Annotated in this window: 26 protein-coding genes and 1 tRNA gene; 16 read left to right on the forward strand and 11 right to left on the reverse strand. The window is 60.4% G+C overall.

The genetic code is table 11. The features are described 5' to 3' along the window. Nucleotides 1-21 precede the first annotated feature (21 nt). Both OA90_RS23155 and OA90_RS23160 read right to left on the reverse strand, forming a co-directional pair. Nucleotides 22-1,875 carry a caspase family protein gene (locus tag OA90_RS23155; protein ID WP_208986264.1) on the reverse strand — a complete coding sequence of 618 codons (1,854 nt, stop codon included), beginning with the start codon at nucleotides 1,873-1,875 and terminating at the stop codon, nucleotides 22-24. 140 nt (nucleotides 1,876-2,015) lie between these two features. After that, the gene (locus OA90_RS23160) at nucleotides 2,016-2,681 is read right to left on the reverse strand and encodes a hypothetical protein (RefSeq protein ID WP_156510606.1); all 666 of its coding nucleotides are present in this window, start codon (nucleotides 2,679-2,681) and stop codon (nucleotides 2,016-2,018) included. 43 nt (nucleotides 2,682-2,724) lie between these two features. On the opposite strand from OA90_RS23160, the gene OA90_RS28695 reads away from it, so the two are divergent. The 3 genes from OA90_RS28695 to OA90_RS23170 all read left to right on the forward strand — a co-directional run bounded on the left by OA90_RS28695 (nucleotide 2,725) and on the right by OA90_RS23170 (nucleotide 3,906). Beyond that, nucleotides 2,725-3,021: a hypothetical protein gene (locus OA90_RS28695; RefSeq protein ID WP_156510607.1), complete on the forward strand. Its 297-nt coding sequence runs from the start codon at nucleotides 2,725-2,727 to the stop codon at nucleotides 3,019-3,021. Between the two features lie 298 nt (nucleotides 3,022-3,319). Beyond that, nucleotides 3,320-3,529, forward strand: coding sequence for a cold-shock protein (locus OA90_RS23165; protein WP_068418285.1), 210 nt, complete (start codon nucleotides 3,320-3,322; stop codon nucleotides 3,527-3,529). Between the two features lie 119 nt (nucleotides 3,530-3,648). After that, nucleotides 3,649-3,906: a hypothetical protein gene (locus OA90_RS23170; protein ID WP_068418288.1), complete on the forward strand. Its 258-nt coding sequence runs from the start codon at nucleotides 3,649-3,651 to the stop codon at nucleotides 3,904-3,906. Between the two features lie 185 nt (nucleotides 3,907-4,091). On the opposite strand, the gene poxB is transcribed toward OA90_RS23170, so the two are convergent. The 5 genes from poxB to OA90_RS23195 form a co-directional block, all read right to left on the reverse strand. Next, nucleotides 4,092-5,831, reverse strand: a complete 1,740-nt coding sequence (poxB, locus tag OA90_RS23175) for a ubiquinone-dependent pyruvate dehydrogenase (RefSeq protein ID WP_068418290.1) — start codon at nucleotides 5,829-5,831, stop codon at nucleotides 4,092-4,094. A gap of 486 nt (nucleotides 5,832-6,317) precedes the next feature. Beyond that, nucleotides 6,318-6,394, reverse strand: a tRNA-Arg gene (locus tag OA90_RS23180). Between the two features lie 438 nt (nucleotides 6,395-6,832). Then, nucleotides 6,833-8,305, reverse strand: a complete 1,473-nt coding sequence (locus tag OA90_RS23185; RefSeq protein WP_068418293.1) for a HAMP domain-containing sensor histidine kinase — start codon at nucleotides 8,303-8,305, stop codon at nucleotides 6,833-6,835. 65 nt (nucleotides 8,306-8,370) lie between these two features. Beyond that, nucleotides 8,371-9,801, reverse strand: a complete 1,431-nt coding sequence (locus tag OA90_RS23190) for an FAD-dependent oxidoreductase (RefSeq protein ID WP_068418295.1) — start codon at nucleotides 9,799-9,801, stop codon at nucleotides 8,371-8,373. Nucleotides 9,802-9,836: 35 nt separating this feature from the next. Then, nucleotides 9,837-10,646: a TVP38/TMEM64 family protein gene (locus tag OA90_RS23195; protein ID WP_082837229.1), complete on the reverse strand. Its 810-nt coding sequence runs from the start codon at nucleotides 10,644-10,646 to the stop codon at nucleotides 9,837-9,839. A gap of 419 nt (nucleotides 10,647-11,065) precedes the next feature. Between OA90_RS23195 and rpmH the strand changes: the two genes are divergently transcribed. From rpmH to OA90_RS23240, 10 genes are all read left to right on the forward strand, one after another. Further along, nucleotides 11,066-11,200 (forward strand): 50S ribosomal protein L34, encoded by a 135-nt coding sequence (gene rpmH, locus OA90_RS28160; RefSeq protein WP_082837230.1) that lies wholly within the window; start codon nucleotides 11,066-11,068, stop codon nucleotides 11,198-11,200. Between the two features lie 60 nt (nucleotides 11,201-11,260). Continuing rightward, on the forward strand, nucleotides 11,261-11,662 hold the full coding sequence (gene rnpA / locus OA90_RS23200; RefSeq protein ID WP_068418384.1) for a ribonuclease P protein component: 402 nt from the start codon (nucleotides 11,261-11,263) through the stop codon (nucleotides 11,660-11,662). Between the two features lie 6 nt (nucleotides 11,663-11,668). Continuing rightward, on the forward strand, nucleotides 11,669-13,507 hold the full coding sequence (gene yidC, locus OA90_RS23205; RefSeq protein WP_199823813.1) for a membrane protein insertase YidC: 1,839 nt from the start codon (nucleotides 11,669-11,671) through the stop codon (nucleotides 13,505-13,507). 141 nt (nucleotides 13,508-13,648) lie between these two features. Next, complete coding sequence (locus OA90_RS23210) at nucleotides 13,649-14,311, forward strand: transglycosylase domain-containing protein (protein WP_068418387.1); 663 nt, start codon at nucleotides 13,649-13,651, stop codon at nucleotides 14,309-14,311. Between the two features lie 226 nt (nucleotides 14,312-14,537). Further along, entirely contained in the window at nucleotides 14,538-15,227 is a 690-nt protein-coding gene (locus tag OA90_RS23215; protein ID WP_068418298.1) for a CatB-related O-acetyltransferase, read from the forward strand. Between the two features lie 9 nt (nucleotides 15,228-15,236). Beyond that, a complete protein-coding gene (gene yihA / locus OA90_RS23220; protein WP_068418301.1) occupies nucleotides 15,237-15,884 on the forward strand; it encodes a ribosome biogenesis GTP-binding protein YihA/YsxC in 648 nt (215 codons plus the stop codon). A gap of 97 nt (nucleotides 15,885-15,981) precedes the next feature. Then, nucleotides 15,982-16,869 (forward strand): acetylglutamate kinase, encoded by an 888-nt coding sequence (gene argB / locus OA90_RS23225; protein ID WP_199823814.1) that lies wholly within the window; start codon nucleotides 15,982-15,984, stop codon nucleotides 16,867-16,869. Continuing rightward, nucleotides 16,866-17,609 (forward strand): pyrimidine 5'-nucleotidase, encoded by a 744-nt coding sequence (locus tag OA90_RS23230; protein ID WP_082837231.1) that lies wholly within the window; start codon nucleotides 16,866-16,868, stop codon nucleotides 17,607-17,609. The genes argB and OA90_RS23230 overlap by 4 nt, the downstream gene beginning before the upstream one ends. A 21-nt stretch (nucleotides 17,610-17,630) precedes the next feature. Beyond that, a complete protein-coding gene (locus OA90_RS23235) occupies nucleotides 17,631-18,530 on the forward strand; it encodes a DUF817 domain-containing protein (RefSeq protein ID WP_068418305.1) in 900 nt (299 codons plus the stop codon). A gap of 88 nt (nucleotides 18,531-18,618) precedes the next feature. Further along, nucleotides 18,619-19,482 carry a LysR substrate-binding domain-containing protein gene (locus OA90_RS23240; RefSeq protein ID WP_068418308.1) on the forward strand — a complete coding sequence of 288 codons (864 nt, stop codon included), beginning with the start codon at nucleotides 18,619-18,621 and terminating at the stop codon, nucleotides 19,480-19,482. A gap of 22 nt (nucleotides 19,483-19,504) precedes the next feature. On the opposite strand, the gene OA90_RS23245 is transcribed toward OA90_RS23240, so the two are convergent. From OA90_RS23245 to ltnD, 4 genes are read right to left on the reverse strand one after another with little or no spacing between them, the layout of a single operon-like run. Then, complete coding sequence (locus OA90_RS23245; protein WP_068418311.1) at nucleotides 19,505-20,263, reverse strand: TIM barrel protein; 759 nt, start codon at nucleotides 20,261-20,263, stop codon at nucleotides 19,505-19,507. A gap of 7 nt (nucleotides 20,264-20,270) precedes the next feature. Next, nucleotides 20,271-20,915, reverse strand: a complete 645-nt coding sequence (locus tag OA90_RS23250; RefSeq protein WP_068418314.1) for an aldolase — start codon at nucleotides 20,913-20,915, stop codon at nucleotides 20,271-20,273. Then, nucleotides 20,912-22,150 (reverse strand): 3-oxo-tetronate kinase, encoded by a 1,239-nt coding sequence (otnK, locus tag OA90_RS23255; protein ID WP_068418317.1) that lies wholly within the window; start codon nucleotides 22,148-22,150, stop codon nucleotides 20,912-20,914. Before otnK ends, OA90_RS23250 begins: the two co-directional genes overlap by 4 nt. Then, nucleotides 22,150-23,064 carry an L-threonate dehydrogenase gene (gene ltnD / locus OA90_RS23260; RefSeq protein ID WP_068418319.1) on the reverse strand — a complete coding sequence of 305 codons (915 nt, stop codon included), beginning with the start codon at nucleotides 23,062-23,064 and terminating at the stop codon, nucleotides 22,150-22,152. The genes otnK and ltnD overlap by 1 nt, the downstream gene beginning before the upstream one ends. Nucleotides 23,065-23,301: 237 nt before the next feature. Here ltnD and OA90_RS23265 point away from each other — a divergent pair, with 237 nt between their 5' ends. The 3 genes from OA90_RS23265 (at nucleotide 23,302) to OA90_RS23280 (ending at nucleotide 25,963) form a co-directional block, all read left to right on the forward strand. After that, nucleotides 23,302-24,300: a LacI family DNA-binding transcriptional regulator gene (locus tag OA90_RS23265; protein ID WP_082837235.1), complete on the forward strand. Its 999-nt coding sequence runs from the start codon at nucleotides 23,302-23,304 to the stop codon at nucleotides 24,298-24,300. 46 nt (nucleotides 24,301-24,346) lie between these two features. Next, complete coding sequence (locus OA90_RS23270; protein WP_068418322.1) at nucleotides 24,347-24,730, forward strand: GFA family protein; 384 nt, start codon at nucleotides 24,347-24,349, stop codon at nucleotides 24,728-24,730. A gap of 94 nt (nucleotides 24,731-24,824) precedes the next feature. After that, nucleotides 24,825-25,963, forward strand: a protein-coding gene (locus OA90_RS23280) for an IS3 family transposase (RefSeq protein ID WP_199823815.1) whose coding sequence is annotated in 2 segments (ribosomal slippage) — nucleotides 24,825-25,092 and nucleotides 25,092-25,963 — 1,140 coding nt in all. Because the reading frame shifts where the segments join, the coding sequence is not laid out codon by codon here. Nucleotides 25,964-26,124 lie beyond the last annotated feature (161 nt).

The raw sequence follows: 26,124 nt of genomic DNA on the forward strand, positions 1-26,124 counted from the left end.
TTCAGATCCGCATGAGAGTGTTCAGGACGGCGAACCGCCGTAGAGACGCCACAGTTCGAGCCCGCGGTTGAACCGCGGACCTGGCACGCCATCCAGGGTACCGTCATAGTACCCCGCTGTTTTCATTTGCGACTGTACGGCCCTGATCGTGTCAAGCGACCAGCTGTTTGCGTCAGCCGCCAATTTTGAAAGTATCTCGCCGTTGTCCGAGGTCAGAGCCGATAAAAGCAGCTCCGAAGCCTTTTGAGGCGATTTGTCGGTGTGAAAGCCTTCATCGTAAATCGCCGCGGCGGCGAGCGCACCTTCCGCATAACCTTGCCGGGCAGCGAGCTCGAAATAGGCCACGGCGTTTTCGGGCGACTTGTTGATGCCTTCCTTGGCGAACACGCCAAGATTATAGGTCGCTCTGGCCGCCCCTTCCGACGACGCAAACTCCAGAAGTTCGACCGCGCGCGCAACGTCCCGCGTGCCCCCGGTTCCCGAATAAAGCGATACGGCCAGATTGATCGCTCCGTCCGTACTGCCGTGGCTGTAGGCTTCCTCAAACAGTGCCCTGGCCGTTGTGAGGTTTTTCGGAACGCTCTGGCCAAGTTCATAAAACAGGCCCAGGCTGACCAGCGCCCGCGTATTTCCCGCCAGCGCGGCCTGCTTGTAAAAATCTATCGCACGACCGGTGTCGCCGCCCGCAGCCAGAGCACGGGCAAGCAGGGCCTTGTAATGCGGATCTTCGGGAAATGTTCCCACGGCCCGTTCGCAAGCCCTGATGGCGGCAGCGGAGTTCTTCGCCAGACGATTGAGAGACACGCCCCGATAGACAATCGTGGAATCATTGGGATGTGTCGCGAATTGCCGGCAGAGTTCGGCAGGCGTGACGTTCGCCTCATCCCCGGGTGCAATCTGGGTGATAATTTCCTTCGCCTGTTGCAGATTGCGCCCGTTCGGAAAGCGTTCGATGTAATATTCGAGCAACGAGCCGTTTCGGGACGCCAGCGCATTCGACCAGATTTCCTCCTCCAGCGTTTCGCGGTTCTTCGGGCCCTGCGTGAGCGAGACGGCCGGGCCCGATCCGCTTTTCTCCAGCAGGGTCCGCGCTTCACCGGCAAAACGTCCTTCCGGATAGCGTTGCATATACAAGTCGATCAGTTCGGGATCCGCCTGCTGGGCCGCCAGTTTCCAAAGTCTGACCTCGACATCCAGCTCGGGCTTTTCGCCCGGCAGAAAGTAGAACTCGGGCTTGACCGAAAACTGCACGTAGGGAACCTGAGCACCACCGGTGTCCTTGCGAACATAGCGGTTCACTTCCGCCAGCACGGACAGGACTTCCTGCCCCGGGGCATGCATGTTGGCAAGAAGGGCGGAGGTGTAAGGGCTGTTTTTGCCGGCACCGTCGAAGGCGACCTTTCCGGGCTGCGTCGCGAACCCGATCAGGAAGCCGCTGACATCGGGGGGCGGGGCAAGGCCGGCCTCGATACTGTCGATGCGGTCATGAAACGGATTGTTCTGGCAGGCGTCAAGGAAGACCATCTTGAACGCGTTGCTTTTTCCAATCAGGTTCAAAAGCTTGTCGAAGTGGAGGCTTTGATCCACCAGACTGTCGACGTCGCTGATATTTGCATCGACCGGGATGAAATAGTTCTTTCCCGCCAGTTGCACCCCGTGGCCGGCATAGTAGACGAGCACGACACCGGCATTGCGGCGGAGCGTGTCTTCCGCGAATTCCTCTATTTCGCCAAGGAAACGGTCACGCGTCGCGTCCAATACCAGCCGGACATCGAAATCGAGCGTCCGCAAGGTGGTGGCGATACTCTGCGCATCGTTCCCGGCATTGGGGAGCCTTTCGGAGGTGTAGTTTGAATTGCCGATGATCAGCGCCATTCTGGTGCCGGACAACTGACCCTGAGCCGACGCATGTCCGCAACACCATGCGACAAGCCAAATCCCGCAGGCGAGACCGAACAGTCTTGCCAGAAATCGCTGAGACTCAAACCTCTCCATGATCCCGAAAAACTTTTCACTCAAATCGCAATCGCTTTCGCAAGGTTGATCTCGACCGCCTGCAGGGTGTCCACCAGAACGGCGCGTTGCTGTTGCTGAAGCTTCGCGACAACGGCGTCCTGCGATCTGACGAGACGGATTCGCTGAACTTTCCCGATCCCTCTTCGAACGATCTCCAGGCCCTGCGCGTTGCTCTTGGCCCTGCGGATATCTCTGGCCATCTGCCTTACGATCGGCAAGGCCGCCTTCGCCACGCCGCTGCCGCGACCGGCTTCGCGTGCCAGGCGCGCCTCATATCTCGCAAGAACATCCGCGAAACACCGCAAGGGTTCCTGCCCGCGCAGAATTTTCGTTTTGCATCTTTCGGATTCGCCGACTATGCGCGCCTTGGTATTCAACAAACGCTGCAGCGTCGCCCTTTCCTGAGAGGCGCTGGGCCCGCTGCCGGCATTATTTCCGGGCGTGGGCAGATTGGGACTGATCGGGTCGCTTCCCGACCCGGCCTTGGCATTGGGAGATTCGCTCCCATAGGCGGCAATGGTGATGATCCCGTCGGTTCCGCGTTCGAGCGCGCCGGACGTCTGCCCGGCGCCAACCGGCACTTCAACCGGCAGGGAAACCGAAGACGCCGGTCTCCGGCCGGAGAATTTCCAGACACCGGTCTCGACGGGATCCGCCAGCTCCAACCTGCTCCCTTTGGCGGAAGAGGTTGCCCCGGTAAGCCAGAAAATGATCAGCGACAGTAAAAAAGAAATTAGATTCAAAAATTTACGCTTCGTCAGCTCAGCCATCGTTCACCAAAAAAATATTGAAACAGGCGTGTTCTCAACTAAAGGCAATCTAGCATTCTTGCGGAGAGTTCACAAACAACCGCAAGGCTTCGACGTTATGACCGCCGTTGTCAGAACCGGGCCGGAGCACCTGACGACGACCAAGCGCAATTCGCCCGATACGGCAACTGCCATTACTTCAGGGAGACACCCGGAGATGTCGAAATTGCTGCTTTTTTCTAGATTCTCGACGTAATTTGACCCCCTTCTCAATCGCAACAGTGTGGAAAAACACGTAAACCATTTAAATGTGCACTTGTTTTTCAGCTTTCTTCGGAGTGTTTTTTATCTAAAAAGTCATCATATTTCAGAAACGTGCCTTGTTTTGGTCACGCAGCTGGCCTATGTATCTCCCATCGATATTGTTTGACGAACTTTGTGACTGCGCGGCTTGCCGCGGCCTGAACGATCTTCCCTATCAACGTCGACAAAACCGCCCGTTTCGCATGTTGCGGGGCAGGCATTCTCTCATGACCGATTGAAAGGAAATCGTTATGACCATTGGCACCGTAAAGTTCTTCAACTCCACCAAAGGCTTTGGCTTCATCCAGCCGGAAGACGGCGCAGCAGACGTGTTCGTTCACATCTCCGCTGTTGAGCGCGCTGGCATGCACTCCCTGGTCGAAGGCCAGAAAGTCAGCTTTGAAGTTGTCCAGGACCGTCGCTCCGGCAAGTCCGCTGCTGACAACCTGCAGGCAGTCTAATAAATTCATTCCCGGTCTGTGACCACGGATGTACTGGCACGGACCAACGGGATGAGATGAGAGGTCGGGAAATTTCCCGGCCTTTTTTTTGTTCTGCACTTTTGAAAGGATCGGAAGCAATGTCCACCGAGACCAATAGCGGCAAGCTCAGCCAGACCCGGCGCGAGACCGCGGAATCAAAGGCGGAAACAACCAAGCGGATCTCGCAGGAAATGCTGCGGACCGAATCCGAGCTGCGCGATGCGAAAACCATGAGGCTGCGCGCTGCGCGCCTTGCATCGCAGCCCGACCTGCCGGAGCCCAAGCCGGCCAAGGGGCGCAAAGCGAAAAAACCAGCGGCTTCCGCAGCCCCTGCGAGCAACACCGCCCGCAGTTAGAGCCTGAAGCTCTGGGGCTCCCCGTCCGACGGGTTTGTTCCGGCCCGTCTGACCGCGTTTCGAACGCGGCAAGGCAGGCTGTTCCATGCGACACGCCTTCGCCAACGAGCCGTTTCCCACCGTCAGTCTGCTTGACAGGCAAAGCTCCATCCGGACGCCGTGTGGTCGCTTAAAGGCGACGCGCTCTAGGACCGCTTCCCGCGCGGCCTCAAATTGGTGCGGGCAAGTTCCACCAGTTCATCACCGCGCCCGCTCATGATCGCCTTTATCATAAACAGGCTGAAACCCTTGGCCTGTTCAAGCTTGATCGAAGGCGGCATGGCAAGCTCCTGCTTTGCGACCTTGACGTCCAGCAATACAGGTCCGTCGTGCGCCAGTGCATCTGACACGCCGTCTTCAAGCTTGTCCGGATCTTCAACCCGGATGCCCTTGATGCCGATCGCTTCAGCCATCGCCGCGAAATTCGGATTGTCGAGATCCGTATTGGCATCGAGATATCCCGAGGCCTTCATTTCCATGGCAACAAAGCCGAGCGAGCCATTGTTGAAGACGACCAGCTTCACCGGGAGCTTGAGTTGCCGCAGTGACAGAATATCCCCCATCAGCATGGAAAAGCCACCGTCACCGCACAGGGACACCACCTGTCGGCCCGGAAAGGCTGCCTGCGCACCGATGGCCTGAGGCATGGCGTTTGCCATCGAGCCATGGTTGAAGGACCCCAGCAGACGCCGTTTGCCGTTCATCTTCAGATAACGCGCTGCCCAGACCGTGGGCGTTCCCACGTCAGCCGTGAAGATTGCATCGTCTTCGGCGTGTTCGCTCAGGAGGCGCGTCAGATGCTGCGGATGAATGAAACGGTCGGATTTATCGGGAAATGCCAGGTCATCCAGACCCTTGCGGGCTGAAGCATAGTGGTCTCTGGCGCTCTGGAGAAAATGCCTGTCTTCCTTGCGCTTCAGGCGCGGCAGGAGCGCGGCAATGGTCGAGCGAAGATCCCCGACCAGCCCGATATCGACCGCCCGGCGTCGTCCGATTGCTTCCGGACGGATATCGATCTGGGCCACTTTCGCCTTCTCGGGATAAAACGGGCGATAGGGAAAATCCGTACCGAGCATGAGCAGCGTGTCGCAGTTCTCCATGGCATGGTAGCCGGAGGAAAATCCGATCAGCCCGGTCATGCCGACATCGAAGGGATTGTCCCATTCGATATGCTCCTTGCCGCGAAGCGCATGAACGACGGGAGCGCCGAGGGCATCCGCCAGCGCGACGACTTCGTCATGTGCGCCGGCCGTGCCGCTTCCGCACAACAGGGTGATCGCTTCCGAGCCGTTCAAAAGGTCGGCGAGCCGATCGATATCGGCGAAGGCCGGGGTGATTTGCGGTGGTTGAGCGAAGGAGATCGGGGCGGGCTTCGCCGGAGCCGGCTCAAGAGACGTATTGCCCGGAAGCACGATCACGGAAACGCCGCGACGTTCCACGGCGGTGCGAATGGCCGTTTCCATGACGCGCGGCAACTGTGCCGGATCTGTGATCAACTCAACATAGTGGCTGCACTCGCGGAAGAGCTCCTGAGGATGCGTTTCCTGAAAGTAATGCGTGCCGATTTCGGTCGAGGGAATGTGCGAAGCAATCGCCAGAACCGGGACCTGGTTGCGCTGGCAATCGTAGAGCCCGTTGATCAGATGCAGATTTCCCGGTCCGCAGCTTCCCGCGCAGACGGCAATTCTGCCGGTCACCGCCGCCTCGGCGCCGGCCGCGAATGCGCCCGTTTCTTCATGGCGGACATGCATGAATTCTATCTTGCCCTGCCGGAGGAGACTGTCATTGATGCCGTTCAGGCTGTCGCCGGTTACACCCCAAATCCTCGTGACACCGATTTCAGCAAGAAGTTCGGCGATGTAATCTGCACAGCTTGTCGTGGTCAATTCACGGCTCCATTCAATTCGGCTGACTGCTCAAGGCCGCGCAACGCGACACGGAAAATCAGGAAGCACCCGACTTCCCCAGACGTCAGAAAAGCGGGCGACCGGATGCGTTCGAATAAATTCGTAGCATAGGGGTTCTGGGCTTGCTTTGAAAAAGTGGAAGGCACCCTCGCCTGAAAGGTGCCCTCGACGCTGTCGCCCTTCAGCCATGTCGGCTGACAACGGCATGGCCTTCTCGTTGCCAAACGGACTCCGCAATCCTTCGAAACCGCCGATTTGCGTGTATCCAAAGAAGATCAAAGTACAGCGTTATCGCCAGTCAGAGACACGGCATGATGAAAATCGACGGCGGCATCAGGATCTGGAATTTCTCGAAATAAAGAGAGCCGTGCAGAACCGGCAAAAAGCCTCTCACACCGGAGAAAGTGTAAACTGTCTCTCTGGTATCAAATGTAAACCATGTGACGAGAATGGACCAAAGAGAAATGGCGCACCGGAGAGGATTCGAACCCCTGACCCCCAGATTCGTAGTCTGGTGCTCTATCCAGCTGAGCTACCGGTGCGTATAGAGGCAAAGATCTTGTCATCGGGTCCTGAAGGGCCCCGGGATGACCGGTCTTGGCGCTGCGGGGACGTGCCCCGGACAGGGCGCTTACGTACTTCGGTCCGGCAGGGAATGCAAGCGACTTTTCGAACTTTTTTCATGGAACGGTCACAAAGCTTCGCAGGTTGACGGATTTCCGCAAGTTCGGCCGCCGCCGGCGGGAGGGGGTTTGAATTCAGCGGATTTTTTTCGCTTCATCGGGCCTGTCGCAAACCTGTTGGCCTTGCCGATCCCTCACATAGAACGCGGTCGCTTCCCGCAATAACTCAACTCAACATGCCGGGCGTCGGTCCCTCTCCTTCCTGTGCCTCTCTGGACACCTGTTGCAACCCCGCATCCCTTCCGGTGAGAGGCTGCCAGATCCAGGTGCTCTCTCAAGCCCACGCACGGCTTGCCCTCAGGTGCTCCGATCCGGCACCTCGAGGCGGAAACAGGTGCCCGGGCCGGTGTCGTCGAAGCGGATGCAGCCACCGTGGGCTTTCAAGAGCTCCGCAACGATGGCAAGACCCAGGCCGACGCCGCCGTGCTTGGAGCCGCTGTGAAAGGCCTTGAAGAGGGCCTTGCGGGTGTTTTCGGGTATACCCGGCCCGGTATCGATCACGGCGATGGAGACGCAGGAGCCGGTGCGCTCGGCTTCCAGGGTGATCCGCCTGACCAGCGTCGCATCCTTTTCCGCTTCCAGCGCCTGCAGCGCGTTGCGGCAAAGGTTTAGAAGGATCCTGAAAATCTGTTCCGGATCAGCGTCGATCTCGATCCCCTCCGGAACCTTGTTGTCGAAGGTCACCAACTCGTGGTCCACCAGCCCCAGAACGTCGGCGACATCGTCGCCCACCCGGCGCAGGGTCAGGAGACGGCGCTGGGGTGCGCGTTCCTGGGCCTTGCCGTAGGACATGACGGCCTGGGTGTAGCTGACGGCCCGGTCGAGGGTTGCCAGAATCTTGGGGGCAAGCCGGCTGACCGTCGGGTCCGGCACGTGCTCCAGACGCTCCAGAAAGAGCTGCGCCGAAGCGAGAAGATTGCGCAGGTCGTGATTGATCTTGGAAACGGCAAGCCCCAGGTCGGCCAGCCGCTGCTTCTGGTGCAGGGCCCTCGAGAGGGCCTCCTCCATGCCGGCGAGGCGGATTTCCGCATCTCCCAGCTCGTCCCGGCGGCCTGACACGTGCATGATGCGCGAGGCGTCCTCCGGGCTTTCGGCGAAGCGCTCCATGGAGCGGGTCAGCCGGCGCAGTGGACGGATGAACAATGCCCTCAGGGCGATATAAACCAGGCTGGCGGTGATGATCGAGATCACCAGCGACAGGGCCAGGATTCGGCCCGAGAACGCCAGCATGTCCTTTTGCAGCAGCGCGACCGGCAGAACCACGTCTACCCGCTCCGTATGGCCCATCTGTCCGGCGCCGATGACCCGCATCACGCCGCCACCGCCATACGTGAGAATGGCAAAGCTGTTCTGCACCGACGACCAGGGAGAGACATTGGCCATATCGATGACAAAATCGACCTCGTCCGGGACGTTGCTCATGGCGATCAGACTGCGGCGGCTGCCCTGATCAAGCGAAATGGCGAGAGCGCCGGTGGTGCGCAGCAATTCTTCCTGGAGCCTGGGGGCAATCGTGTTGGTTTCCGCGAGAACAGACGCTGCGACACCTGCCGTGGTGAGGCGTTCCATCAGCCAGGTGTTGCGGAAGTTGGCGATCGAGGGCACGTAGATGCAGATTTCGGCCACCATCACGAAGACGACGGTCAGGAGCAGCAGCTTGCCGGAGAGACCGCCGAGCCTGTAATGGCCGAAGCTGTCGCCCGTCTGCTGACACCCTGCGTCACCCTCCGGCGGGACAACCGCTCCATGCGGCGCGCCCTCATGCTTCATGTCGCTATGTCCCAAGGTTCCCGACGCCAGATAATGTCTTTATACGCGACCCAATGTGCAACCGATCATCCGAACTTGCGCAGAAATGCGATTGCACGGCGCACCCAAACATTTTTGGGCGCTTCAGCATAGTATGAAATTGCGGCGCGGCGCACCAGTTCCCCGAGTGTCGGATACGGTGCAACAAATCCTGCAAGGTCTTTCATGGTCATCTTTTTCGACAAAGCCAGCGAAAGGAGATTGACGATCTCGCCCGCCTGCGCGCCAACGATATCGGCCCCCAGCAGCCTGCCTCCGGGGCCGGCAATCAGCTTCAGCCTGCCCGTCGTCTCGCCCTCGGACTGTGCCCGGTCGTTGCCTGAATAATCCGCGACAAGCACCTTGGCCTTGTCGCCGTATGTCTCCCGGGCAGCCACTTCGGAAAGACCGACGTGGCCAAGTTCCGGAGAAGTGTAGGTGACCCAGGGCACCATGTCGTCGTTCATCGTCACCGGCAGGCGGAACAGGATGGACCGGATGACCAGCCCGGCCTGATGGCCGGCGACATGGGTGAACTGCAGTCCGCCAGCGACATCGCCGATGGCATAGATCTTCCGGTTCGCGGTGCGCAGTCCCTTGTCGACACTGATACCTTTCCGGTCGAATACGACCCCGGCGGCTTCCAGTCCCAGACCTGTGACATTCGGCGCACGTCCGGCCGCCACCAGCAGGTGACTGGCGGAGACCTCAATCGCTTTCCCGTCTTTCGTCTTTGCCGTCACGAGAATGCCGCCTTCGGTCTTTCCGACCTTCTCTACAGCGGTATTCTCCAGGATCTCGACGCCTTCGGCTTTCAGCGAATCCAGAACGAGCGCGGCCAGCTCCGGGTCATCCTTTGCCAGCGCTTTCTGCGCTTCGAAGACCGTCACCCTTGCGCCGAGACGGCGATGCGCCTGAGCCATTTCAAGTCCGATCGGACCGCCACCGACAATCGCCAGATGCCCGGGCACCTCGCGCAGATCGAAAAGGGTTTCATTGGTGAGCCAGGGCACCTCGTCCAGTCCCGGGACAGGCGGCACCATGGCCGAGGAGCCGGTGGCGATGACGAAGCGGCGTGCCCTGACCTCATACGCTCCGGCGATCAGCATGTCCGGCGCCGTGAAGGACGCGGTTTCGCGCAACACGGTGACGCCGAGCCCTTCGAAGCGTTCCTGCGAATCGTGCGGTTCGATGGTGGCGATCACCTGACGGACATGATCGTTCGCACGGGAGAAGTCGACTGTCCTGCCTGTCGCCGAAATTCCGAACCTGCTGTTTTTCTCTTCCGCGGCGGCCGCCTTGGCGGCGGCCAGCAGGGCCTTTGAGGGAACACAGCCATAGTTCAGGCAATCCCCGCCCATCAGGCCCTTTTCGATCAGAACCACCTCGACGCCGAAAGCCGCAGCCGCGGCGGCAACGGATAGTCCGGCGGAACCGGCGCCGATCACACAAATATCCGGGGTCAGCAGGTGTGCCATCTGCGGCTCCAATCTGGGGTATGAACTGCGGAAGATCAGCGGGACCGCAGCTTCTTCAGGATTACGGGAACAAGACTGACAATGCCGAGCGCGAAAAAAGCAGCCAGAAGCTGGGGCGTGACCAGGGCGGACAATTCGATCCGGCAGCTACCGGCCGCAGCACAGCCGGGATCCGCCGCCTCCTGCGCCGCAATGACGCTGTCCAGACCGGAACCGATGAAGGTGAAGGCGAAGGTTCCGGGAATGATGCCGGCGAAGGTTGCGAGCGCATAGGACGGCAGCGGCATGGCGAATATGGCCGGGGCGATGTTCACCAGCCAGAACGGAAAGACCGGCGTCAGCCGCAAGAACAGCAGGTAATTGAACGCATCGTTGCGAAACCCGTCCGCGAGCCGGGACAAAAACGGTCCGGCGCGACGGGTCAGGACATCGCCCAGGGAGGTTCGGGCGACCAGAAAGACAGCGCAGGCGCCAAGGGTCGCGCTGAAAACCGTGGCGAAACCGCCGAGGATCCAGCCGAACAGAAACCCACCGGCGATGGTCAGCAGGGACGCGCCGGGAAAAGAAAGTGCAACCGCCAAGGCATACGTTGCCGCATAGACCACGAGAGCCAGTGCGATATTGGCCTCCACATAGCCGGCCAGTTCCTGCCGCCGCATGATGAGATTCGACAGCGTCAGCTGCTTGTGCAGCCCGAGCGCAAAAGCAAGTCCCATCAGGCCCACAAGGACGATCAGCGGCAGCCATGTGCGGATGCGGGCGGAAATCGAGCGCTTGCGCGGTTCGCTGGCTGTTACCTCTGTTTCCTTCGGCACGGTCACTGCGCTCGCCTTGTCACCCGGCATTTACGGTCCCGTTTTTCTTTCATTCGCCCGTTTTCACCTGTTCGGGGTATGTGAAATATTATCCAGACTGGCAGATGTATCTTAATTTCTGTAAAAAGAACCATGCTTCACCGATAAGTGACGTTCGGCCGACTTAAGTTCACCCCGGCGTGATCCGGCCGCCGCCGTTACACAGCACGGCCCTCGCCGAGCAGCCGACCGCCAACCGGCGTGCGTTTGCGTTTCCCGGGCGCACAGGAATTGAGAGATTCTTTGCCCGCAAAGTTGACTTGAAGCGTCATGGCCCTTATAAGCGCGCTCGACCGGGACATGCATTCGGACCCAAGGCTGAGAAAAGCCGCGCTTCATGCGCTTCGAGTGCTTCCTCCAAAGAATTAAAATGAACAAGGGCCGCGCATTAATCCGCGTGGGGAAGAACAATGAAGCGTACGTATCAACCGAGCCGTCTTGTCCGCAAGCGTCGCCACGGCTTTCGCGCACGTATGGCAACCAAGAACGGTCGTCAGGTGCTTGCTCGTCGCCGTGCCAAGGGCCGTAACAGCCTGAGCGCCTAACCGGCGTTGAGCCCGCAGCGCGCCGGGTTGGCGGCGTCTGCCAACAACCAGCTGCTGCTCATGGACACTTTGAAAAAGCGCTCCGAATTCCTGGCGGTCGCCAAAGGCGGCCGGCTGGGTCGGCGCGCTTTTGTCGTTCAGGGGCTGAAACGCGATGCGGATGGCCCAGCGCGCGTGGGGTATACGGTCACCAAAAAGACCGGCAATTCCGTCGTGCGCAGCCGCATAAAACGCCGCCTCAGAGCCGCCGTCGCGGAACTCGGACCGGGAGATAAACCGCTAAATGCGGATTTTGTCCTGATCGCACGGGACAGCGCGCTCACTCTTCCCTTTCAAAAACTCGTCGCAGACCTTAAGTCTGGCCTGAGCCAGGTGCTTGACCCTGCCACGCCGCGCGGACGGGAAAAGCCGCGCCGGACGAACCGGCAGGATCAAACGAACTTGCGCAGGAAACAGGGGTAACTCCAGTTGATTTCTGAAAACCGAAACACGATTCTAGCAATCGTCTTGTCCCTGATCGTACTGCTCGGGTGGCAGTATTTCATCGCCGGGCCGAAACTGGAGCGCCAGCAAGCGCAGGCCGAACTTCAGGCACAGCAGAATGCCGCCGCAAGCGGCCAGACACAGACCGACAGCGGCAATCCGAACGCGCCGAGGCCAACAACCGCGCCCGGCACGGATGCTTCGGCCCCCGCACCGGCGGCAGCTGGCCAATCAGCCTTTGCAAGCCGGGAGCAGGCCCTTTCGGCCACCAAGCGCATCACCATCGATACGCCGCATCTGGAAGGCTCGGTCAATCTGACTGGCGGCCGTCTCGACGATCTCCGGCTGAAGGAATACCACGAGACGGTCGTGAAAAGCAGCCCGACCATCGTGCTGTTCTCCCCCTCGGGCAGCCCCAATCCCTATTACGCCGACTATGGCTGGGTGGCGGATCCCGACGCCGGCCTCTCCCTTCCCGGCCCCGATACGGAATGGTCCATCGAGGGTCAGGCGACACTCACCCCGACGACACCGCTGACCCTGACCTGGGACAACGGCGCCGGCGTCCTTTTCAAGCGCGTCTATTCGGTCGACGACAACTACATGTTCACCGTCGAACAGTCGGTCGAGAACACCACGGCCGCGGCGCTCACGCTTTATCCCTACGGCCTCATCGCCCGCCGCAACATTCCCGAGACCACCGGTATCTGGATCCTGCATGAGGGTCTGCTCGGGGTCTTCGGCGAGGAAGGGCTCGAGGAGGTCGATTATTCCGATCTTGAAGAGGAAGGCACGATCCGTCCTCCCAAGGTGGACCAGGGCTGGCTCGGCATGACCGACAAGTACTGGGCGTCAACGCTTATCCCGTTCCCGGGCCAGGAATTTCAGCCGGGCTTCAGTTATTCGGCCAAAACCGGCAACTTCCAGGCGGATTATCTCGGCAACGCCGTTTCGGTGCCGGCGAGCGGAACTGCCGAAACGAGCTCCTACCTGTTTGCGGGCGCCAAGGAAACCAAGCTTCTGGACGGATATGAGGAAGCCCTCAACATCAAGCGCTTCGAGCTGCTGATCGACTGGGGCTGGTTCTATTTCCTCACAAAGCCGATGTTTTTCGCCATCGACTGGTTCTTCCACCTGACCGGCAACTTCGGTGTCGCGATCCTTCTCGTCACGGTGCTCGTCAAGCTGATCTTCTTCCCGCTTGCCAACAAGTCCTACGTCTCCATGAGCAAGATGAAGCTCGTGCAGCCGCAGATGACGGAGATCCGCGAGAAATACGGGGACGACAAGCAGAAACAGCAACAGGCGTTGATGGAGCTCTACAAGAAAGAGAAGATCAACCCACTGGCCGGCTGTCTGCCGATCGTGATCCAGATTCCGGTGTTCTTCGCGCTCTACAAGGTGCTGTTCGTCACCATCGAAATGCGCCACGCGCCGTTCTTCGGATGGATCCAGGATCTCTCCGCGCCGGATCCGACGACCATCTTCAACCTGTTCGGTCTGATCCCCTGGGATCCGCCGCAGATGCTGATGCTGGGCGTGTGGCCGCTGATCATGGGCATCACCATGTTCATCCAGATGAAGATGAACCCGGCGCCGCCGGACCCCACCCAGCAGATGATCTTCACCTGGATGCCGGTGGTCTTCACCTTCATGCTGGCCTCGTTCCCGGCCGGTCTGGTGATCTACTGGGCCTGGAACAACAGCCTGTCGGTGACCCAGCAATACGTCATCATGCGCCGTCAGGGCGTCAAGGTGGAGCTTTGGGACAACCTGTCCCGCATGTTCAAGCGCAAGAAGCCGGCAGCCGACGACAAGAGCTGAGGCGGCCGGTAAAAACCCTCATAAAACAAAGGTCCCGCCGCAAGGTGGGGCCTTTTTCATGACGGCCGACGCCCTTGGCGGGCCATCATGACATTGCCGCTTTTCGCGCGTCATCTGGCGACCACGTTCCGTGGAGCTTTCATGAGTCGACTTTTCAAATTCCTTGGTGCCGTGTTTCTGCTGCTTGTCGCAGCGGGCCTGATCTATGGGGTTTCCGGCTATTTCGACGCCCTTTCAGACGCGGACGGGCTGGCCCTGCGCGCCGATGCGCTGGTGGCCGAGGGCCGCGGCGGGAAAGATCTCGGCGAAGACCGGCTGGAGACACTCCTCATGGTTCAGGATCCGGCCTTTCATCAGCATGCGGGTGTGGATGTCACAACACCGGGGGCCGGCGTCACGACTGTTACGCAATCCCTGGCAAAACGCGTGGGTTTCCGGGAATTCAAACCGGGTATCGGCAAGATCCGTCAGACCGGCTACGCTATCGGCCTGGAACGGAAACTCACAAAAGACCAGATCATGGCCCTGTGGCTGGATACGCTTGAAATGGGCCGGGGACCGGATGGCTGGATGAAAGGTTTCTTCGTGGCGAGCCAGGCCATTTACCAGCGGCCGCCCGCCGAATTGACCGAAAGGGAGTTCCTGTCGCTCGTGGCTGTCCTGATCGCGCCGGGAACTTACGACCTGAGACGGGAAGACGCGCAACTTCAAGAGCGCATCGCGCGCGTCGAAAAGCTGGTTTCAGGCGAATGCACGCCCAGCGGCAATGGCGACGTCTGGCTGGAAGGTTGCCGGAGCGAATAGGCTTGCGGCTCTTCCCGCCTTGACCCGGTGGCCAGGCGGATGTAAGGAATTTGCCCTGTCAGTGCCGAGTGAAGCGGCGCTTGTTGTGACATTCCAAAGGATGCCCTGACCGATGACCTGTTAAAGCAAGACCTGATCCGCAAGGCGAAGCCGCTCACCGGCAGGTCGACCGCGTATTGAACGCGTTTTCAGTCTTCCCTTGTTTCTTGCTTTTTGAGGAGGTCCCATGCACGGCCCGTCCCCCGATATCCTTCATCCGTTCAACGGCGAACCGCACACTGTTTTCCTGAAGAACGTCATAACCCGCCCGACCATCGAGGTCGGCGACTTCACCTATTACAACGATGAGGCTCACGCCGCCGAGTTCGAGAGCCGGAATGTGCGCTATCACTTCGACTTCGTCGGCGACCGGCTGAAGATCGGCAGGTTCTGCGCGCTGGCGCAGGACACGACTTTCATCATGAATGGTGCGAACCACGCCATGACCGGGTTCTCGACCTTTCCGTTCAATATTTTTGCCGATGAATGGCGTGAAGGGTTCGACCCCGCCACGATTTCCGATCACCTGCGCGGCGATACGATCGTGGGACATGACGTCTGGTTCGGGACCGGCGCCACGGTGATGCCGGGCGTCACCATCTGTTCCGGCGCGATTATCGGCGCGAACGCGGTGGTCGGCTCCGACGTTCCTCCCTATGCGATCGTCGTCGGCAATCCGGGCCGGGTAATGCGGCTTCGCTTCGATGAAGACACCATCGAGCGTCTCCTGGAAATTGCCTGGTGGAACTGGCCCCTGAAAAAGATCACCCGCAACCTTTCCGCCATACGAGGCGCGGATATCGATGTTCTGGAAGCGGCGGCGGCCGGATACGACAGTGGGCACAGCAGGCTCGACGCCGCCGGGCAAGCAGGGTAGAAGGCGCTCATGAGCGATGATCAAACCTATTCTCCGGAAGACCTGGAAGCGGGCCGGCTCCTGTTCGCCCGCCCCTGGGAGTTCCTGACCAGCGTCACCGACATGGCCAACCTGCCGGAAGCGGCGGACACCGAGATCGCCTTTGCGGGCCGCTCGAATGTCGGCAAGTCCAGCCTGATCAACGCGCTGACCGGGCGCAAGGGCCTGGCGCGGACTTCCTCGACGCCCGGGCGCACGCAGATGCTCAACTTCTTCGTCGCGCCGGATACGCCGCTGACCATCGTCGACATGCCGGGCTACGGCTATGCGCAGGCGCCGAAGGACCTGGTCGATGCCTGGACGCGTCTTGTGTTTTCCTATCTGCGCGGCCGGCCGAACCTGCGCCGGGTTATCCTGCTGATCGACAGCCGGCACGGGATCAAGGCGAACGACCTGGAGACGATGGCGCTGCTCGACAAGGCGGCCGTCGTCTATCAGGTGGTGCTGACCAAGGCCGACAAGATCAAGCCGCCCCAGTTGGCGCGGCTGATCACGGAAACAAGGGCGCTTCTGGCCAAACGGATTGCCGCCCATCCGGAAATCATCGCCACCTCCTCGGAGAAGAACAAGGGTGTCGACGAGCTTCGGGCCGAGCTCTACCTGCTGGCGACCCAGTAAGGCGTTCCCCGGCAGCCGATTGTGAAGACCCGTCAAACCGGCTATAGCAGGTCTCTTTCGCGAGACGTTTCTCAGCCACGCAGAGTATCTGAAGTCCATGATCACGCCTGAAATGACCAGCCGCGCCCATATCATCGCCCATGCCCTGCCCTACATGCAGCGCTACGACAACAAGACGGTCGTGGTGAAATACGGCGGCCACGCCATGGGGGATCTTGAACTCGGTCAGGCGTTCGCCCGGGACATCACGCTGTTGCGTCAGTCCGGCGTCAATCCCGTGGTGGTGCATGGCGGCGGGCCGCAAATCGGCAAGATGCTGCAGCGGCTCAATATCGTCAGCGAATTCAAGGGCGGCCTCCGGGTCACCGACAAGGCCACCGTCGAAGTCGTGGAAATGGTGCTTGCCGGATCGATCAACAAGGAAATCGTCCAGATGATCAATGCCGAGGGCGGCCGGGCGGTCGGCCTGTGCGGCAAGGACGGCAACCTGGTCACCGCGCGCAAGCTGCAGCGCCGGATCGTCGATCCGGACAGCAATATCGAGAGCGTCGTCGATCTCGGCTTTGTCGGCGAACCCGAAACCGTCGACCCGACCGTCCTCAGGTTGGTTCTCAAGGAAGACATCATTCCGGTGGTGGCGCCCGTCGCACCGGGGAGCGATGGCGAGACCTACAATATCAACGCCGATACCTGCGCAGGGGCAATCGCCGGTGCGCTCAACGCAACGCGCCTGCTGTTCCTGACTGACGTTCCCGGCGTTCTGGACAAGGACGGCAATCTCATCAAGCAGCTCACCGTGGCACGGGCCCGCGAGCTGATGGCAGACGGCACGATTTCCGGTGGCATGATCCCCAAGGTGGAGACCTGCATCGAAGCGCTCGATCAGGGTGTGGAAGGGGTTGTCATCCTCAACGGCAAGGTGTCGCATGCGGTTCTTCTGGAACTGTTCACCGATGGCGGTGCGGGAACCCTGATACGCCCGTGACCGGAAAACGTCCCCTGCCCCACGAGGGCCCGCAAGCGCACAGGCGCGACCTCCGGATCTTCAAGGGCGTCGAAGCCTGGGTTTTTGATCTGGACAACACGCTCTATCCGCATGACGCCGACCTGTTTTCCCAGATCGACGAGCAGATCGCGCGCTATGTCGAAAAAACCCTGAACCTGCCCCGCGAAGAAGCAATGGTGCGCCAAAAGGCGCTGTATCACGAGTTCGGCACAACGCTGAGCGGGCTGATGAGGCGGCACGAAATCGATCCGGACGAATATCTGCGCTTCGTGCATGACATCGACTATTCGGGTCTCGCGCCGAACCCGGAGCTGGGGGCGGCCATCGAGGCACTGCCGGGCAAGAAGTTCATCTTCACCAACGGCGACCGACCGCACGCGGAACGCACCGCTGCGGCCCTTGGCATCTCCGATCATTTCGAGGACATTTTCGGCATTGTCGAAGCGGACCTGATCCCCAAGCCCAACCGGGAAACCTACGACAGATTTCTGGCGAGAACCGGCATTTCCTCCGCACGCTCGGCCATGTTCGAGGACCTTTCGAAGAACCTTGTCGTGCCGCATCAGCTTGGAATGTGCACGACGCTGATCGTTCCGCAGGTTGCCGGTGAGGTGTTCAGGGAAACCTGGGACGTTGAAGGCGAGCCTTACCCCCATGTCGATTTCGTCACCGACGACCTGACCGGCTTTCTCAAGGCCGTGCTGGGCTCACTGAATTAATCGAAGCCGGGAGAACAGCTGATGTTTCCCTCCGATCTCACGCGGCAGCTTCAGGAACCGCCTCCACCCGGCTCCCGCACCGAACGGTTCATCCACTGGCTGTTGCCCCGGTTAAAGGCATATCTGGGAACCGGCTGGTTCAGTATCGCCCTTACCGAGTTTCTCGCCTTCGGCCTGAAGCAGGCCTATGCGTGCATATTCGGTGGCGTTTTGCTGGCGGCAATCCTGTTGACCCGCTTCGTCTATCCTGGCGATACACTGCTGACCCGCTACGACTTTCTGTTCCTGTTTGCGGTAGCCGTCCAGGTGGCCATGCTGGCCACGCGGCTGGAAACCATCGGTGAGGCGAAAATCATTCTTATCTTCCATGTGGTGGGCACCGCCATGGAGATCTTCAAGACCGCTGCCGGTTCCTGGGTGTATCCGGAAGAGAGTTTTTTCCGGATCGGCGGCGTGCCGCTCTTCACCGGCTTCATGTATGCTTCCGTGGGCAGCTATCTTGCCAGGGTCTCGCGGATCTTTCATTTCGCCTACAGCCACTATCCCCCTCTCTGGACGACCTACCTGTTCTCACTGGCGATCTATGTGAATTTTTTCGCGCATCACTTCGTCATCGACATCCGTATCGGCCTGTTTGTGTTGCTCTTCCTGCTCTACGGCAGAACCTGGGTGCATTATTCGGTCTACCAGTACCGTCACAAGATGCCGCTCGTGCTCGGCTTCTTCCTGGTAGCGCTGTTCATCTGGATCGCGGAAAACATAGGGACCTTCGCACGAGCCTGGCAATATCCCGATCAGGCTCAGGAATGGTCCCTTGTCTCGCTCGCCAAGCTGAACGCATGGGTGCTGCTGATGATCATCTCGTTCGTGCTCGTCTCCCTGGTCAACCGGCCTCGAGAAGAACCCGGCACAGACAGGTAGGCCGGGGCTCAGGTCAACGCACCTCCGGCTCGACACGTACCGCGCTATCCATTATTGAACTAAGTTCAACAATCAGGAAGCGGTGCAAATGGCATCCCTGCGCGCACTTCATGCCTTTTCCCTGCTGGCCCGCCACGGCCGGGCGGCGCTGGCGGCTGAAAAGCTGGGGGTTTCGCCCTCGGCCCTGTCCCATCTGATGCGCAAGCTGGAGAGCGAGCTGGGCGCGACGCTGGTCAACCGCGACGGCCGTGGCCTGAGCCTGACGGAGGAAGGCCAGCGGCTTGCGCTGAGCATGGGCGATGCCTTCGACCGGATAGAAGAGGCGGTCGACAGTTTCAGGCGGCGCGGGCGGACGGAACTCAGGATCAGCACGGTATCGACCTTCGCCACACGCTGGCTGATCCCCCGCCTGCCACAGTTTCAGACCATCCAGCCGGATGTGGAACTGCTGCTGTCTGCTTCGACGCGCATGATCGACCTCGACCGCGAAAACTACGATTGCGTCATCCGCCTCGGCACCGGCAACTGGCCGGGCGTGGAAAGCCGTCTTCTGTGGCGGGAACATCTGGCCGTCGCCCTCGCACCAGGTCTCCTGAGCGGCAAGGACCCTGCCGATCCTTCCATACTGAACGAATTCCGCCTGCTTCACAGCGCTTCGCGGCGCAATGACTGGAACGTCTGGCAGGAAAAAGCCGGTCTGGACCATGGCGACACGACATCCGGCATGGTCCTGCAGAGCCGCGATCTGGCCATCCAGGCGGCCATCGCCGGCATGGGCGCCATCGTCATCGACCGGCGCTTCGTCTCACAGGAGCTTGACGCCGGACATCTCGTCATGCCGGACTGGCCCCGTGTCGAACTGGACACCGGCTACTGGTTCGTCCGCTCTCCGACACGCACACTCACCCGCCCGGTGGCCGCGTTCCGGGACTGGCTGCTGACAACGGTTTGAGGCGTGGATCTCTTGGCCGCAATCAGGCCGAAGCCAACCAGCCCAGTGTCGCTTCCGTCTTCTCCACCGGCTTGTATTCCGCGCCCAGGGGGTGGCTCCAGCCCAGGGCGGCGATCTCCGCGAACACCGTCTTGTAATCGACCTCGCCATGATCCGGAGCACCACGATCCGGAACCGAGGCGAATTGTATATGGCCGACGAGCGGCAGACATTTCCTCAGCCTGCCGAGCACGTCCCCTTCGGTTCTGCCGACGTGATAACAATCGAACATCAGCTTGAGATTGGCTTTTCCCACCTCGGCAATGATTTCGCCGGCCTGCTGCGTATCCGAAAGAAAATATCCCGGCGCGTCATAAGGGTTCAGCGGCTCGATCAGGATGGTGATACCGTCCGCCGCAGCCGTGTCACAGGCATAACGCAGATTTTTCACAAAAGTCGACAACGCCTCCTTGCCTTCCGCAAATCCGGCCATGACGTGAATGTTCGGCGTGTCAATGGCACGGGCATAGGCGATGGCTTCGTCAATCGCGGCGCGGGCCTCGGTTTCCCGACCGGGGATGGCGCAAAGGCCGTTGTCGCCGTTGGATATGTTTCCGCGCCGGGTGTTCAGGCCCAGCATGCGCAGACCTGTCTGCTTCAGGGCAGCCCTGACTTCATCTGCCGGAACATCATAGGGCCAATGACATTCAACAGCATCGAAACCGGCATCTTTGGCCGCAACGATCGCGTCGGGCAGTGGGAGCTCGTTCCAGAGGAAACCAAGATTTGCGGAAAATTCCATCGGCTGTTCAGTCCCACTCGATGTTGAATTGGGTGACGAGAGCCCTGACCTGCTCATCTGACAGCCGGCGCGGCTGCTGGCCTCTCGTCAGCATCGCAAGCCGGGCCGTATCCTCGAGCTCCTCGATGGCATTGCAGGCTGCTTCGACATCCTTGCCGGCGACCACCGGACCATGGTTCGCCAGCATCACGGCGGAGCGTTTCCCGGCAAGACCACGCACCGCATCGCCCATCGCGGGATCGCCCGGCAGGAAGAAGGGCAGCAGTTTCACCTTGCCGAGCTTCATGATGCCGTAAGGCGTCAACGGCGGAAGGAAGTTGTCGTCATCGATATCCGGCATCAGGGACAGGGCGACAGAGTGGCAGGAGTGGAGGTGAACAACGGCACCGGCTGTCGAGCGGGTCTCATAGAACGCGCTGTGCAGGGGCATCTCCTTGGTCGGCTTGTCCCCGTCGATCAGGATACCCTTGCTGTCGAAGCGGCTGAGGCGTCCCGGATCGAGGCGGCCAAAGGAGCTTCCGGTCGGAGAGACCAGCAAACCGCCGTCCCCGGTGCGCGCGGAGATGTTTCCCGTGCTGCCATGGGTGAGGCCCCGGTCGAAAAGCGACTTCGCCAGAACGCATATCTGTTCGCGCAGACCCGCTTCCGTCATGACTTGCCTGCCAGAACCCTGTCGGCCTTCTCAAAGAAGTCCTCGGCCCCGAAGTTTCCGGACTTCAACGCCACCACAAGGTCGCGCCGTGCCCGCAGAGCCGGGACGCCGGGATCGATTTCCGGCCCGATCTCCAGCGTCGTCAGGCCCAGCCCTTCCACGACAGCTCCCGATGTCTCGCCACCGGCCGAAATGACGCGGGTCGCGCCACCGGCAACGGCCAGCGCCGCGACCCGGGCAAAGAAGGTTTCCAGCGCCTCGGATGACCGCTCCCGCCCGTATGTCTCCTGAACCGTGGCGACAGCCTCCGGATCGGCAGAACTGAACACCAAGGGCAGGCCATCGGTCTCGACAAGCCATGCGGCGATCTCTTCGGGCGTCAGGCGTGCCTCGATAACATCTGCCGCAACGATCTCGCGCGCGGGATGCCGCCCGGCGTGATGCGCGACCTGGCCTCTTGTGGCGAGGGAGCACGAGCCGGACAGGGCGACCGATTTTCCGGATTGCCCGCTCCAAGGCACCTGGGATGCCACGGCACCGAAATTGGCGGGCAATCCCAAGGCAACACCGGAACCGCCGGTGACCAGCGGTAACCCCTTGGCCGCGCGGCCGATCTCGAACAGGTCTTCATCCCGGATGGCATCCACGACGATATGCCGGTGACCCGCGCGATGCAGATCCTCAAGCGACCGGGAAATATCCCCGGCCCCTGCGAACACCGTCGCAGCCGGGATATGGCCCACCGTGTAGCGTGTCTGCGGGGCGAGCCAGCGGCGCAGATCGGGATCCGTCATGGGGGTCAACGGATGGTTCTGCATGCCCGACTCGTTCAGCAAACGGTCTTTCACGAACAGGTAGCCCTGATAGACGGACCTGCCCGTGCCGGGAAACGCCGGGCAGACGATCACCTTGTGAGCGTCAAGCGCTTCGGCCAGCGCATCCGCAACCGGGCCGATATTACCTTCGGGCGTGGAATCGAAGGTCGAGCAGTATTTGAAAAAGAACTGTTCGCACCCCTGCGCCCTCAGCCACTCCAGGGCCTGCAGCGACTGGGCCACGGCGTCGGCCGGAGCGATCGAGCGGGATTTGAGGGCAACCACACCGGCCTCGACATCATCCCCTGCAGGAACGTCGGGCACGCCGGTATATTGCACCGTACGCATGCCCCCCTTCGCCAGCGTGTTGGCCAGATCGCTGGATCCCGTGAAATCGTCGCCGATACATCCCAACCGCATCATGCTTCTCCCGGCAGGGTGAGACCTGCATTACGGGCATAGACCTTGGCCACCGCCGCATCGTCCTCGCCGCCCAACCCCATTCCGGCCGCCGCCAGGTATTGCTGCAGCGCTGCCGCCGTGATCGGGGCGCTGAAACTTGCCGACCTCGCAATGTCCAGAACAATGCCGAGGTCCTTGGGCCAGATGTTGATCTGACTGTGCGGAGTGTAGTCGCCCGCCACGATATGCGGCGCGCGGTTTTCAAGCATCCAGCTTGTCCCGGCGCATTGGCTGATGACCTCGACGAATTTGTCCGGCGCAACCCCCTGTGTCATGCCGAAAGTCAGGGCCTCCGCCATGGTCGCGATATGAACGCCCGCCAGCAGCTGATTGACTGCCTTCATGGCGCTGCCGGCGCCGGCTTCATCGCCAAGTTCGAAAACTGTTTCCGCGATGCTGTCCAGGACCGGGCGCAGGGCCGCAAAGGCCTCGGGTGTTCCGGCGCCCATGATCGTCAGCTCGCCTTGCGAGGCCTTTGTCGACCCGCCTGAAATGGGCGCATCGAGATAATGCACGCCGTGGCCTGCGCAGCGGGCGGCCATGTCTCTGGCGAAGACAGGCGGCACGGTGGCACAGCACAGCACGGAGGCGCCGGCCTTCAGTCTGGGCACGATGCCGTTCTCGCCAAAGAGGACAGCTTCGGCCTGGGCCGCATTGAGCACGGTCACAATCACCGCATCCAGTCTGTCCGCGGCCTCTTCCAGAGCGCCCGTCTGTCCGCCCTCACCTGCGAACCGCCGCATCTGTTCCCGGTTGATGTCCACGCCCCAGACCGGGTGTCCGCCGCGCAGGGCGGATGTTGCGATCCCGTAGCCCATGGATCCGAGGCCAAAGGCGGCAACGTTCCGGGTGGGGTTTGTCTTGTCAGTCATTTCAGTTTCCTTTGACCCGGTCTGGCAGCTGACCGGCCCGGCAGCCAAAGCGCCAACCCGGGAAGAACAGAACGGGTATCGAGCTTGATATCGAGACCGGTATCGATACCAGTGGCATTATAATCCGGTCTCTGTCAATGTTCATGAGGTTTGCTTTCAACGCTCGGAGAGCTTACTTCATTTGGAATGACGAATGCGCTCAGCGCCCGGAACCATTGCCCGATCGATGCCAAGGCCATGAAAAAAAGAAAAACCCTGAGCGATGTTGCTGCCGCGGCGGGGGTCAGCAAAATGACCGCATCACGCGCCTTGCGGGGAGCCGGTGACGTCTCCAAATCGAGCCAGGAAAAAGTCGGCCGGGCGGCGAAGGAACTCGGATATGTCGGCAATCACCTGGCGATGTCGCTGGCCAGCCAGCGATCCGACCTGATCGGCGTGGTTGTTCCAAGCCTCATGAACATCGTATTTGCCGAAGTGCTTTCGGGCATTGCCGAAGGCCTGGAAGGCAGCGGCATGCAGCCGGTTTTCGGTGTTACCGATTACGATCCGGACAGGGAGTACGAGATCATCCGCAACATGCTCTCCTGGAATCCCGCCGGTCTGATCATTACCGGGCTCGATCAGCCGGGCGACACGCTGCGGCTGCTGGAGAATGCGGATATTCCCGTGGTTCAGATCATGGATGTGGACGGCACGCCGGTCGATGCTTGCGTCGGGCTGTCCCAAAAGGCTGCCGGTGAGGCGATGGCCGATGCCATGATCGCGAAAGGCTGCCGCCGGTTCGGGTATGTCGGCAGCGACCTCGACAAGGACACCCGCGCCCGAAAACGCTTCGCGGGGTTTGAAGCCGCGCTTTCGGCGAAAGGCCTCGCGCTTGTGGCCGTGCAGACAGGCAACGGCGTTTCCTCCGTCAAGGCGGGCCGCGAACTGACGGCGCAAATCCTGCAGGACAATCCCGAACTGGATTGCATCTACTACTCGAATGACGACATCGCGGTCGGAGGTGCATTTCACTGTATCGCCGCCGGCATCGACGTGCCGGGGAAACTCGTTCTCGCCGGATTTAACGGGCTCGATCTTGTCGAGAGCCTGCCGGTCAAAATAGCCACGTCCCGCACGCCGCGACGGGAGATCGGAAAAGCCGCCGCCGAAATCGTATTGACCTCCGACCGCGACCAATCAGGAACCGCCGGAAAGAGAACCGAATTCCGGCCCGAAATTGCAACCGGGTTCTAACTGTTGCGGGTAAGGCCTCATAAATGAAGATGGGTGGAAAGTGACCATGATTACAGGAAGATGCGAGTGCGGCAGCGTGGCCTTCGAGGTGGACACGGTCCGGGACACGGTGACAGTCTGCCATTGCAGCCAGTGCCGGCGCACGAGCGGCCATCTGTGGGCCAGCACGGTCGCGCCCGCAGCCACGCTCCGCTTTACCTGCGACGATGGCCTGACATGGTACCGCTCCTCCGATTTCGCGGAACGGGGGTTCTGCAAGGCCTGTGGCTCCAGCCTCTTCTACCGGATGGACGGCGATGACAAAATCGCCATCGCGGCCGGCTGCCTGGACACGGAGGACAGCCTGACCACCGGCAAGCATATCTTTGTCAAGGACAAGGCCGGCTATTACGAGATCGGCGACGACGCACCGCAGTTCAAAAAGCTCTGAACCGCGCGAAAGAGCTGGCTCGGAAAATCTACACAGCCAGGATAAGTGGAATTTCTGCCTGACTTCGGCTTAGATGCCGGGAACAGGAGAGACCATGACGAGACGCCCGCGCCGGAACCACAGCCCGGCTTTCAAGGCAAAAGTTGCCCTCGCCGCCATCCGAGGCGATCAGACACTGGTGGAGTTATCCCAGCAGTTCGACGTGCACGCCAACCAGATCAAGCATTGGAAAGACCAGCTCCTTGAGGGGGCGACAGGCGTTTTCGGCGATGAAGCGAAGACGGAACCGGCGGGGCCAACCGTCGATGTCAAAACGCTGCACGCCAAGATCGGGGAGTTGACGCTGGAGAATGATTTTTTAGCCGGAGCGCTCGGCAAGGCGGGATTGCTGGGCGGAAAGAAATGATCGACCGCGAGCATAAGCTATCCGTCGTGCGCCAGGCGAAGCTTCTCGGCTTCAGCCGTAGCAGTGTCTACTATTCGCCGCGTCCAGTATCCGATGGCGATCTGGCTCTGATGCACCGGATCGACGAACTGCATCTCGACTATCCCTTTGCCGGAAGTCGAATGTTGCAAGGGCTCTTGAATGGAGAAGGGCTGGAGACTGGGCGGCTGCACGTCGCCACGCTGATGAAGAAGATGGGCATCGATGCGATCTATCGCCGCCCGAACACCTCGAAACCAGCGCCAGGGCACAAAATCTATCCCTACCTCCTGCGCAAGCTTTCGGTCACCCGGCCCAACCAGGTGTGGGCAATGGACATAACCTACGTTCCGATGGCTCGCGGTTTTGTCTATCTCTTTGCCGTTGTGGACTGGTTCAGCCGGAGGGTTCTGTCGTGGAGGCTGTCGATCACGATGGAGGCAGCCTTCTGCATCGAGGCAGTCGAGGAGGCACTGGCTCGCTATGGCAAGCCAGAAATATTCAACACTGACCAAGGTTCGCAGTTCACTTCCATCAACTTTACGGCGGTGCTGAAGAAAGCTGAGATAGCCATCTCGATGGACGGCAAGGGTGCGTGGCGGGACAACGTATTCGTCGAACGGCTCTGGCGTTCGATCAAATACGAGGAAGTCTACCTCCACGCTTACAAGACCGTGTCCGAGGCCCGCGCTGGCATCAGCCGCTATCTGACCTTTTACAATAGCCGACGCCCACATTCATCCCTTGACCGGCAGACGCCGGATCAGGCCTACTTCAACGCGCTGACGCCGATGATGGTGGCGGCATAATCGAGGCGGAAATCCACTTAGCAAAACGCCCGAAAATGTTCAGACAAACCGAGCCAGCTCTCTCCAAGCAACGCGGCTTTGCCGAACGATTCAAATGCCTTAACTGGGTCTTGGGGCACACCCGTACCATTCAAATAGCAAAGTCCCAACTTGAACTCTGC

It is taken from the genome of Labrenzia sp. OB1 (assembly GCF_001624695.1).
In the GTDB taxonomy this organism is placed as follows: domain Bacteria; phylum Pseudomonadota; class Alphaproteobacteria; order Rhizobiales; family Stappiaceae; genus Roseibium.

Coding starts and splice junctions, on each gene's coding strand:
- OA90_RS23155 (WP_208986264.1), bottom strand. CDS start 1,875: ATGGCGCTGATCATCGGCAATTCAAACTACACCTCCGAAAGGCTCCCC.
- OA90_RS28695 (WP_156510607.1), top strand. CDS start 2,725: ATGATCAGCGACAGTAAAAAAGAAATTAGATTCAAAAATTTACGCTTC.
- OA90_RS23165 (WP_068418285.1), top strand. CDS start 3,320: ATGACCATTGGCACCGTAAAGTTCTTCAACTCCACCAAAGGCTTTGGC.
- OA90_RS23170 (WP_068418288.1), top strand. CDS start 3,649: ATGTCCACCGAGACCAATAGCGGCAAGCTCAGCCAGACCCGGCGCGAG.
- OA90_RS23185 (WP_068418293.1), bottom strand. CDS start 8,305: ATGAAGCATGAGGGCGCGCCGCATGGAGCGGTTGTCCCGCCGGAGGGT.
- OA90_RS23190 (WP_068418295.1), bottom strand. CDS start 9,801: ATGGCACACCTGCTGACCCCGGATATTTGTGTGATCGGCGCCGGTTCC.
- OA90_RS23195 (WP_082837229.1), bottom strand. CDS start 10,646: ATGCCGGGTGACAAGGCGAGCGCAGTGACCGTGCCGAAGGAAACAGAG.
- rpmH (WP_082837230.1), top strand. CDS start 11,066: ATGAAGCGTACGTATCAACCGAGCCGTCTTGTCCGCAAGCGTCGCCAC.
- rnpA (WP_068418384.1), top strand. CDS start 11,261: ATGGACACTTTGAAAAAGCGCTCCGAATTCCTGGCGGTCGCCAAAGGC.
- OA90_RS23210 (WP_068418387.1), top strand. CDS start 13,649: ATGAGTCGACTTTTCAAATTCCTTGGTGCCGTGTTTCTGCTGCTTGTC.
- OA90_RS23215 (WP_068418298.1), top strand. CDS start 14,538: ATGCACGGCCCGTCCCCCGATATCCTTCATCCGTTCAACGGCGAACCG.
- yihA (WP_068418301.1), top strand. CDS start 15,237: ATGAGCGATGATCAAACCTATTCTCCGGAAGACCTGGAAGCGGGCCGG.
- argB (WP_199823814.1), top strand. CDS start 15,982: ATGATCACGCCTGAAATGACCAGCCGCGCCCATATCATCGCCCATGCC.
- OA90_RS23235 (WP_068418305.1), top strand. CDS start 17,631: ATGTTTCCCTCCGATCTCACGCGGCAGCTTCAGGAACCGCCTCCACCC.
- OA90_RS23240 (WP_068418308.1), top strand. CDS start 18,619: ATGGCATCCCTGCGCGCACTTCATGCCTTTTCCCTGCTGGCCCGCCAC.
- OA90_RS23245 (WP_068418311.1), bottom strand. CDS start 20,263: ATGGAATTTTCCGCAAATCTTGGTTTCCTCTGGAACGAGCTCCCACTG.
- OA90_RS23250 (WP_068418314.1), bottom strand. CDS start 20,915: ATGACGGAAGCGGGTCTGCGCGAACAGATATGCGTTCTGGCGAAGTCG.
- otnK (WP_068418317.1), bottom strand. CDS start 22,150: ATGCGGTTGGGATGTATCGGCGACGATTTCACGGGATCCAGCGATCTG.
- ltnD (WP_068418319.1), bottom strand. CDS start 23,064: ATGACTGACAAGACAAACCCCACCCGGAACGTTGCCGCCTTTGGCCTC.
- OA90_RS23265 (WP_082837235.1), top strand. CDS start 23,302: ATGAAAAAAAGAAAAACCCTGAGCGATGTTGCTGCCGCGGCGGGGGTC.
- OA90_RS23270 (WP_068418322.1), top strand. CDS start 24,347: ATGATTACAGGAAGATGCGAGTGCGGCAGCGTGGCCTTCGAGGTGGAC.